At 61.5% G+C, this 9,432-nt stretch carries 5 protein-coding genes and 1 pseudogene; 3 read left to right on the top strand and 3 right to left on the bottom strand.

Features of this window, described 5'->3' with window-relative positions; genetic code table 11:
* Positions 1-11: 11 nt before the first annotated feature.
* Positions 12-1,121: pseudogene (locus AC2CQI_RS19795) on the bottom strand (retention module-containing protein); the annotation flags it as partial.
* Positions 1,122-1,474: 353 nt separating this feature from the next.
* On the opposite strand from AC2CQI_RS19795, the gene AC2CQI_RS19790 reads away from it, so the two are divergent.
* From AC2CQI_RS19790 to AC2CQI_RS19780, 3 genes are read left to right on the top strand one after another with little or no spacing between them, the layout of a single operon-like run.
* A complete protein-coding gene (locus AC2CQI_RS19790; RefSeq protein WP_075805243.1) occupies positions 1,475-2,821 on the top strand; it encodes a TolC family outer membrane protein in 1,347 nt (448 codons plus the stop codon).
* 37 nt (positions 2,822-2,858) lie between these two features.
* On the top strand, positions 2,859-5,012 hold the full coding sequence (locus AC2CQI_RS19785) for a type I secretion system permease/ATPase (protein ID WP_075805244.1): 2,154 nt from the start codon (positions 2,859-2,861) through the stop codon (positions 5,010-5,012).
* Positions 5,002-6,375 (top strand): HlyD family type I secretion periplasmic adaptor subunit, encoded by a 1,374-nt coding sequence (locus tag AC2CQI_RS19780; protein ID WP_484577655.1) that lies wholly within the window; start codon positions 5,002-5,004, stop codon positions 6,373-6,375. Before AC2CQI_RS19785 ends, AC2CQI_RS19780 begins: the two co-directional genes overlap by 11 nt.
* A gap of 178 nt (positions 6,376-6,553) precedes the next feature.
* On the opposite strand, the gene AC2CQI_RS19775 is transcribed toward AC2CQI_RS19780, so the two are convergent.
* Both AC2CQI_RS19775 and rep read right to left on the bottom strand, forming a co-directional pair.
* Positions 6,554-7,123 (bottom strand): xanthine phosphoribosyltransferase, encoded by a 570-nt coding sequence (locus tag AC2CQI_RS19775; protein WP_009395836.1) that lies wholly within the window; start codon positions 7,121-7,123, stop codon positions 6,554-6,556.
* A 66-nt stretch (positions 7,124-7,189) separates the two neighbouring features.
* Positions 7,190-9,199 (bottom strand): DNA helicase Rep, encoded by a 2,010-nt coding sequence (gene rep, locus AC2CQI_RS19770; protein ID WP_075805246.1) that lies wholly within the window; start codon positions 9,197-9,199, stop codon positions 7,190-7,192.
* Positions 9,200-9,432 lie beyond the last annotated feature (233 nt).

Genomic DNA, 9,432 nt, shown 5'->3' with positions numbered 1-9,432 from the left:
TCTACTACCGTTGTTTTTACTGTGTTGGTAGTAAACCCGAAGCGCTCAAAGTTGCCGCCGGTGAAGGACGTAACACTGACAGTGAGGCTCTGGGTACCTTTGTAAACATCATTCACGGTAGAGGTAATCGATGCGCTGCCAGTGGACTGTCCCGCCGCGATATTGATCACTAACCCATTGCTTAATGTGACACTCATCGGCGTTTGTGTCGGATTGGTTAGTGTTACGGTATAGGTGGCGGGAGTGCCCTCTATAATGGTACTGTCAGCGCTCAAAATACCCGATGTTTGATCAATTCGGTCGGCAATAGTTACTACATGGGGAGCGGTATTGAATGTGAGGTTTGTGAAGTTGCCACCACTCACGCCTATAATGGATGTGCTGATGCTTCCAATATAAAATGGACCATAAACATCCTTTATGAATTCTGCTGGGACGGGAACCTCTATTTCTGCATAGGAACTTCCGACTGGAATCGTGATACTTAAACCGTTGGAGAGCGAGACAACAAGCGGTGAACCTTGTACCGGATAGGTCACGTCGATCGAGTACTTGAACGTTTCACCTGCATAGGCAGCGCCGTCGCCACTGAGAGAAAAGTAGACTCGCTGGTTGTTGGTTTCAGCAAGAGCCGTAGTATTCGTCGCGCCCGTAAACTGACTATCCAGAGTCGCCCCGAAGTTCAGCCCTTCCGTCTGATACCCAATCACCGGCGCCACCACCCCGGCCACTTCCTCAAGCATCACCACGCTATGCCCGCCACCTGGCGCACCGCTGCCTTCGGACTGCGGGCCCGCAGCGGTCGCTTCGAGGTCCTTGGTCGGGTCGGCACCGGCGGCGATGGCTTGTTGCAGCTCTTCTACAGAAGGCGCGGCCTGAGCGGTGGCCTCTTCCAGGTCGGTACTGGACGCAGGAGCGTCGGCGCTCCACTGCGTCTCGCGACCCAGGTCGATGGTACGACCGTCGGTCAGTTCGAGGGTCACGGCACCCGCCTGCCCCGTCAAAACCTGGTCGCCAGCAAACAGGCGATCGCCTTCGATCAGGACACGTTGGACCCCTTCCTGGGAAACAGCGACCACTTGGCCAATAACACGCTTGACGATGGCGACAACACTGCTCATGAGACTCTCCGAACTAACCGTTCAATGTGGCTTCCATACGCGATCGGGCTGGTGTTTGCCGCTATCTGCTTGGAATGTTTCGCAAGACGCTGGTAAAAATGTTTATGTCAATTTAATGGCTTGTGCGAGAAGTTTTATTTCTTTGAGTCAAACTATTGACCCTCGCGTCGCCATCCTAAACAATCGGCCCATTAATGTCACATTGATATTTCACCAGGTGAAGAGCCCTTGATCTGTGACGGGGTTCTCACTCGGAAATTTCCGACACGCGGCATCCGTTATAGCCAGTTTTTGGCGCTTTGCCATGTTTTGCTCTGATGTGGGACACGCTGTCCCTAGGGAAGAAAAACGAAATGCGTCGCACCGTATTCACTGCCTTGCCCCTCGCTTTGTTCGCCTCCTTCAGCACTGCACAAACCTTGCCGCACGCCATGCAACAGGCGCTTGAAGCGCACCCGGAAGTCCAGGCGGGGATCAACGGTCGTCTGGCCGCCGACAAGCAGGTTCGGATCGCTCAAGGCGGCTACCTGCCCAAGGTCGATGTACTGGCCGGCTACGGCCGGGAAAACACCGACAGCCCGAGTACCCGCGTCGGCGGGGGCAACTCGCAAACCCTGAACCGTGGCGAATCCAGCCTGCGCTTGCGACAGATGGTGTTCGACGGTTTTGCGACGCCAAACGAAGTGGGGCGTCAACAAGCCACCGCCAATGCCCGGGCGTATGCCCTGCTTAACACGTCCGAGCGCACCGCCCTGGAAACCGCCAGGGTCTACATCGAAGTGTTGACGCGTCGCGACATGGTGCGCCTGGCCGAGGACAACCTGCGCAGCCACGAGCGCATCTTCGACCAGATCCAGCTACGCACCTCCCGCGGTGTCGGGCGCATGGCCGACATGGACCAGGCCGAAGCCCGTCTGGCCTCGGCGAAAAACAACCTGCTGACGGAACAAACCAACCTCGCCGACGCACAAACCAATTACCTGAGTGTCGTTGGTCAACTGCCCGATGAACTGAGCGCCCCCGCCCCTTTCATCGATCTGCTGCCCGCGACCCTGAATGAAGCCCGCCAGCAAATGGTCGAAAGCAACCCGGCCCTGCGCTCGGCGGAATCCGACATCGCCGCAGCGGACAAGCAGTACGACACGGCGAAATCACGGTTCTACCCGCGCTTCGACGCCGAGCTGGAACGCAGTGCGAACAACGACGTCGACGGCGTCAACGGGCACAACAACGAGTGGCAGGCCATGGTGCGCATGACCTTCAACCTGTACGACGGCGGCAGCGACAAGGCCGACCTGGAGTCCAAGGCCTATCAGGCCAGCCAGGCCCTGGATATTCGCAACAATGCCTTGCGTCAGCTCAACGAGGAGTTAGGCTTGGCGTGGAATGCTATGCAGAACGCCGATGCGCAGGTACCGATCGCCCAGCAATATGTCGATCACAGCACCAAGGTACGCTCGGCCTACCAGAGCCAGTTCAGCCTGGGCGAGCGCTCGCTGCTCGACCTGCTCGACAGCGAGAACGAACTGTTCACCGCGCAGCGGCGCCTGGCCGAAGTGAAGAGCGTGCAGCTGTTTACTCAGTACCGGATCAAGGCGACCATTGGTCAACTGCTCAAGAGCCAGGGTGTCGTGGCACCGATGGCCACGGTCGTACAGAACGAGCTCAAGCCGAGGGTGAACCTGCCCGGGCTGAACTGATAGCCAAATAGTCCTTCAAGCCAGCAAGGAAGTCCGCGTGGATTCATTTGTCAGCAGAAACCTCACCCATGACCCGCGAAGCCTGCACGATGACCCGCTGCTGGACAGCCTGCTGTCGCTTTGCGTGTTGCACCAGAAGCCGGCCAGCCGCGCCATGCTCACCACCGGCCTGCCACTGCCGGCCCAGCGCCTGAGCCCCGAGCTGCTGTCACGGGCGGCGGCGCGGGCCGGGCTGCAAGGGCGTCTCTTGCAGCGCAAGCTGGAGCACATCCCCTCGATCGCCATGCCCACCATGCTCCTGCTCAAGGGTGGGCGCAGCACGGTGCTGCTGGGTTGGGAGAATGACAACACTGCGCGCTTGCTGCTCAGCGAGAGCGATGGCGGCGAGGTGCATGTCAGCCGCGAGGCGCTGGAAGCGGACTACACCGGGCGGGTGTTCTTCGCCCAGCCGCAGCACAAGTTCGACGTCAACCACGGTAACCTGATCCCGCGTGCCCGTTCCTGGTTCCGCGATACCCTCAAGCGTTCGCGCTGGCTGTATGCCGACGCCATCGCCGCCAGCCTGATCATCAACGTTATCGCCATGGCCGCGCCGCTGTTCGTGATGAACGTCTACGACCGCGTGGTGCCGAACCAGGCCACTTCGACCCTGTGGGTGCTGGCCATTGGCATCACCGGGGCCTATGTCTTCGACCTGATCCTCAAGGGCTTGCGCAGCCTTTGCCTCGATCTGGCGGGGAAAAAGACCGACCTGATCATTTCCGCCACGCTGTTCGAGCGCATCGTCGGCATGTCGATGAAGTACCGCCCGGCGCGGGTCGGCAGCTTTGCCCAGAACATCCATGAGTTCCAGGGGCTGCGTGATTTCCTTGCCTCGCTGACCCTGGCCAGCCTGATCGACCTGCCGTTCACCCTGCTGATCCTGATGGTGATCGGTATCATCGGCGGGCACCTGGTGTGGATTCCGGTGGTGGCCTTCCCGCTGGCCCTGGGTATCGGCTATGCCTTGCAGAAACCGCTGACCGCGACCCTCGAACGGACCATGGCCCTGGCCTCCGAGCGCCAGTCGAGCCTGATCGAAACCCTCGCCGGCCTCGACGCGGTCAAGGTCAACAACGCCGAAAGCGAACGCCAGTACATGTGGGAGCAGACCATCGGCACCCTCAGCCGCCTGGAACTGCGGGTCAAGGTGCTTTCCGGCCTGGCGATGAACATCACCCTGCTGATCCAGCAGATGGCCGGCGTTACCCTGATCTGCTTCGGCGTGTACCAGATCATGGCCGGCAACCTCAGCATGGGCGGCCTGATCGCCTGCTACATGCTCAGCGGCCGCGCCCTCGCGCCACTGGGCCAGCTGGCCGGCCTGCTGACCCGCTACCAGCAGGCCAAGGTGACCATGGTCTCCACCGACCAGATGATGGAGCTGCCGCAGGAGCGCAACTTCGAGGAGCGTCCGCTGAGCCGCCGCGTGTTGCAGGGCGCCGTGGAATTCCGTGGTGTCGACTTCACCTACCCGAACCAGCAGAACCCGGCATTGAAGAACATCAGCCTGGCCATCCGTCCCGGCGAGAAGGTCGGCATCATCGGCCGCAGCGGCTCGGGCAAGAGCTCCCTGGCCAAGCTGATCGTGGGCCTGTACGAGGCCGACGCCGGTTCGCTGCTGATCGATGGCGTGGACATTCGCCAGATCGACGTCAGCGAACTGCGCCACAACCTCGGCTATGTGCCCCAGGATATCCAGCTGCTGGCCGGCACTCTGCGTGACAACCTGGTCAGCGGCGCCCGTTACGTCGAGGACGAAATGGTCCTGCAGGCCGCCGAGCTGGCGGGTGTCCACGAATTTGCCCGCCTGCACCCGCAAGGTTATGAACTGCAGGTCGGCGAACGTGGCCAGAACCTGTCCGGCGGCCAGCGGCAGAACGTCGCCCTGGCCCGCGCGCTGTTGCTCAACCCGCAGATTCTCCTGCTCGACGAGCCTACCGCGGCCATGGACAACACCGGTGAAGAGCGCCTCAAGCAGCGCTTGCAGGCGGTGATCGAGAACAAGACCGTGTTGCTGGTGACCCACCGTGCCTCGTTGCTGACCCTGGTCGACCGCCTGATAGTGGTCGATCGCGGCCAGATCGTTGCCGATGGCCCTAAAGCTGCTGTCATGGATGCACTGAAGAAGGGGCAGATCAGTGTTGCTTAAGTCTGGAGTGGGATGCTTCAAGGACACCCTGCGCGGCTATTTCAAGGGTTCGCAATCCTTCGGCGGCGAGCCGCTGCCGGAGGTCAACAAGGCGCTGGTGGAAGACGCCCCGCGCATCGTGCGGCTGACCATCTGGGGCATCATCTGCTTCTTCCTGTTCCTGGTGCTCTGGGCCAACTTCGCGGTACTCGACGAAGTTACCCGGGGCGACGGCAAGGCGATTCCGTCGTCCAAGCTGCAGAAGATCCAGAACCTGGAGGGCGGTATCGTCTCCGAGATCTTCGCCCGTGAAGGTGAAGTGGTCGAAGCCGGCGCGCCGCTGCTGCGCCTGGATGCCACCCGCTTCGTCTCCAACGTTGGCGAAACCGAGGCCGACCGCGTGGGCCTGGCCCTGCGGGTCGAACGCCTGAGTGCCGAGGTCGAGGACCGGCCGCTGAACATCGACGCCGAGTTGCGCAAGGCGGCACCGAGCCAGGCGGCCAACGAAGAATCCCTGTACAACAGCCGTCGTCAGCAGTTGCAGGATGAAATCGGCGGTCTCCAGGAGCAACTGGTACAGCGGCAGCAGGAACTGCGCGAGTTCGGCTCCAAGCAAGCCCAGTACCGCAACAGCCTGAACCTGCTGCGTCAGGAAATCGGCATGTCGGAGCCGCTGGTAGCACAGGGTGCGGTGTCCCCGGTGGAAGTGCTGCGCCTCAAGCGTGCCGAAGTGGAAAACCGTGGCCAGCTCGACGCCACCACCCTGGCGATCCCGCGGGCGGAGTCGGCGGTCAAGGAAGTCGAGCGCAAGATCGACGAGACTCGCGGCAAGTTCCGCAGCGATGCCCTGACCCAGCTCAACGAAGCCCGTACCGACCTGAACAAGACCGAAGCCACAGGCAAGGCCTTGGAAGACCGGGTCAGCCGGACCCTGGTCACCTCGCCGGTGCGGGGGATCGTCAAGCAGGTGCTGGTCAACACCATTGGTGGCGTGATCCAGCCGGGCAGCGACCTGGTGGAGATCGTCCCACTGGACGACACCTTGCTGGTGGAAGCGCGGATCCGGCCGCAGGACATTGCCTTCCTGCACCCGGGCCAGGAAGCCATGGTCAAGTTCACGGCGTATGACTTCACCATCTATGGCGGGCTCAAGGCCAAGCTGGAGCAGATCGGTGCGGACACCATCACCGATGAAGAGGGCAACACCTTCTACCTGATCAAGCTGCGTACCGAGCGCAGTCACCTGGGGACTGACGAGAAACCGCTGCTGATCATCCCGGGGATGGTGGCGTCGGTGGATATCATCACCGGCAAGAAGAGTGTGTTGAGCTACCTGCTCAAGCCGATCATCCGCGCCCGGGCCGAGGCCTTGCGCGAACGTTGAGGGCCTCATCGCTGGCAAGCCAGCTCCCACAGGTCCAGCGGCGCACCCGGTCCCTGTGGGAGCTGGCTTGCCTGCGATAGGGCCCTCACAGGCACCACAAAACTTGCAGACATGAAAAAGCCCGCCGCCACAGTGATGTGGCGGCGGGCTTTTCACATCCGGGCCGGAGCCGGCTCGGTCAGAGGAAGGTGACCTGGCCGCCTTCCAGCGATTTCACCCGGGCCAGCGATTCAACGCGATAACCCTGGCTGTCCAGCTCGGCACGGCCGCCCTGGAACGACTTCTCGATGACGATACCCAAACCGGCAACGGTGGCACCGGCCTGCTTGATGATCGAGATCAGCGCCTGGGACGCCTTGCCGTTGGCCAGGAAGTCGTCGATCACCAGCACGCGGTCGCTGCTGTTCAGGTGACGCGGCGAGATGGCCACGGTGTTCTCGGTCTGCTTGGTGAAGGAATACACCGACGCGGTCAGCAGGTTTTCCGTCAGGGTCAGGGACTGGTGCTTGCGCGCGAAAATCACCGGAACGCCCAGCTTCAGGCCGGTCATCACCGCCGGGGCGATGCCCGAGGCTTCGATGGTGACGATCTTGGTCACGCCGGAATCGGCGAACAGACGGGCGAATTCGTCGCCGATCAGGGCCATCAGCGCCGGGTCGATCTGGTGGTTGAGAAACGCATCGACTTTCAGGACCTGATCGGAAAGCACGATGCCTTCTTCGCGAATCTTCTGGTGCAGTGCTTCCACGGGTGTTTCCTCGGATGTAAGCAAAAGGCCCCGGCATGGGCCAGGGCGATTGAAGGGGTTGATTATCTACCGTTTGAGCATGGCGCGGATATCGGCAAGTGCCGTATTGCCGCGTGCCGCCTTGACCTCTACCGGTGCGTCGTCCAGGCCTTCCCAGGCCAGATCGTCGTCGGGCAGCTCATCCAGGAAGCGGCTCGGCGAACAATCGATGATCTCGCCGTACTGCTTGCGCTTGGCGGCGAAGGTGAAGGCCAGGGTCTGGCGCGCACGGGTAATGCCGACGTACGCCAGGCGGCGCTCTTCCTCGATGGTGTCGGCTTCGATGCTGGAGCGGTGCGGAAGGATCTCCTCCTCCATGCCCATGATGAACACGTAGGGGAATTCCAGGCCCTTGGAGGCATGCAGGGTCATCATCTGCACGCCCTCGGCGCCGTCTTCCTCTTCCTGCTGGCGCTCCAGCATATCGCGCAGCACCAGCTTGCCGATGGCGTCCTCGATGGTCATGTCGCCGTCCTCGTCCTTCTCCAGCGTGCTTTTCAGCGCGTCGATGAGGAACCAGACGTTGCCCATGCGGAAGTCCGCGGCCTTGTCGCTGGAGCTGTTGCTGCGAATCCAGTTTTCGTAATCGATGTCCATCACCATGCTGCGCAGCGCGGCGATCGGATCTTCCAGGGCCACCTGCTCGCGAACCTTGTCCATCCAGGTCTTGAAGCGGTGCAGGCGGTCGGTGAAGCGGCTGTCCAGATGCTCGCGCAGGCCCAGCTCCTCGCTGGCGGCGTACATCGAGATCTTGCGCTCGGTGGCGTAGTTGCCGAGCTTTTCCAGGGTGGTCGAGCCGATTTCCCGACGCGGTACGTTGATCACCCGCAGGTAGGCGTTGTCGTCGTCCGGGTTCACCAGCAGGCGGAAGTAGGCCATCAGGTCCTTCACTTCCTGGCGGCCGAAGAAGCTGTTGCCGCCGGACAGGCGATACGGCACCTGGTGGTGCTGCAATTTCAGCTCGATCAGCTTGGCCTGGTAGTTGCCGCGATAGAGGATGGCGAAATCGCTGTAGGGCCGGTCGGTGCGCAGGTGCAGGCTGAGGATCTCCATGGCCACCCGCTCGGCCTCGGCTTCCTCGTTCTTGCAGCGGATCACGCGGATCTCGTCGCCGTGGCCCATTTCGCTCCACAACTGCTTCTCGAAGGCGTGGGGGTTGTTCGAGATCAGCACGTTGGCGCAGCGCAGGATGCGGCTGGTGGAGCGGTAGTTCTGCTCCAGCATCACCACCTTCAACGACGGGTAGTCGTCTTTGAGCAGCATCAGGTTTTCCGGACGCGCGCCGCGCCAGGCGTAGATCGACTGGTCATCGTCGCCGACCACGGTGAACTGGTTGCGCGTGCCGATCAGCATCTTCACCAGCAGGTACTGGCTGGCGTTGGTGTCCTGGTATTCGTCCACCAGCAGGTAGCGCACGCGGTTCTGCCACTTTTCCAGGATGTCCGGGTTGTCCTCGAACAACTTCACCGGCAGCAGGATCAGGTCGTCGAAGTCCACCGCGTTGAACGCCTTGAGCGTGCGCTGGTAGTGGGAATAGACGATGGCCGCGGTCTGCTCCTTGGGGTTGCGCGCCTTTTCCAGGGCCTCGGGGGGCAGGATCAGGTCGTTCTTCCAGGCGCCGATCATGTTCTTGATCTCGTCTACGCCGTCGTCCCCGGAGTATTCCTTCTGCATGATGTCGGTCATCAGCGCCTTCACGTCGGTCTCGTCGAAGATCGAGAAGCCGGGCTTGTAGCCCAGGCGCACGTGTTCCTTGCGGATGATGTTGAGACCGAGGTTGTGGAAGGTGGACACCGTCAGGCCGCGCCCCTCGCCCTTGCGCAGCAGGGTGCCGACCCGCTCCTTCATCTCCCGCGCGGCCTTGTTGGTAAAGGTCATGGCCACGATGTACTGGGCGCGGATCCCGCAGTTCTGGATCAGGTGGGCGATCTTGCGGGTGATCACGCTGGTCTTGCCGGAGCCTGCGCCGGCGAGTACCAGGAGCGGGCCGCCGACGTAGTTCACGGCTTCTTGCTGCCGGGGATTGAGTCGGGACATGACGGAAACCGGGGGTGGCTGAAAAATAGCCGCGCAGTTTAACAGGGCTTCGCCGTCATGGCGCGACCGTCTGACAGTGTGACGCAGCACAATATCTAAATTTGCCGGCTCTGCTACTTTCCATCAGGATGCACCCCCGTCTGGATGGATTTCCCCGGGGCAGGGCGGTTGATAAAAGTGAAAATCATTTACATTGACGTCGTTGTCGCCAATGATTCGCCCGTTACCCTGTC

It is taken from the genome of Pseudomonas sp. P2S-1 (genome assembly GCF_057197725.1).
The sequence above is the reverse complement of the archived record's forward strand: the minus strand, read 5'-3'. Positions and strand labels throughout refer to the sequence as shown.

Excerpts from the sequence above, each read along its gene's own strand:
- rep (WP_075805246.1), bottom strand. The coding sequence starts at position 9,199 with ATGTCCCGACTCAATCCCCGGCAGCAAGAAGCCGTGAACTACGTCGGC.
- AC2CQI_RS19790 (WP_075805243.1), top strand. The coding sequence starts at position 1,475 with ATGCGTCGCACCGTATTCACTGCCTTGCCCCTCGCTTTGTTCGCCTCC.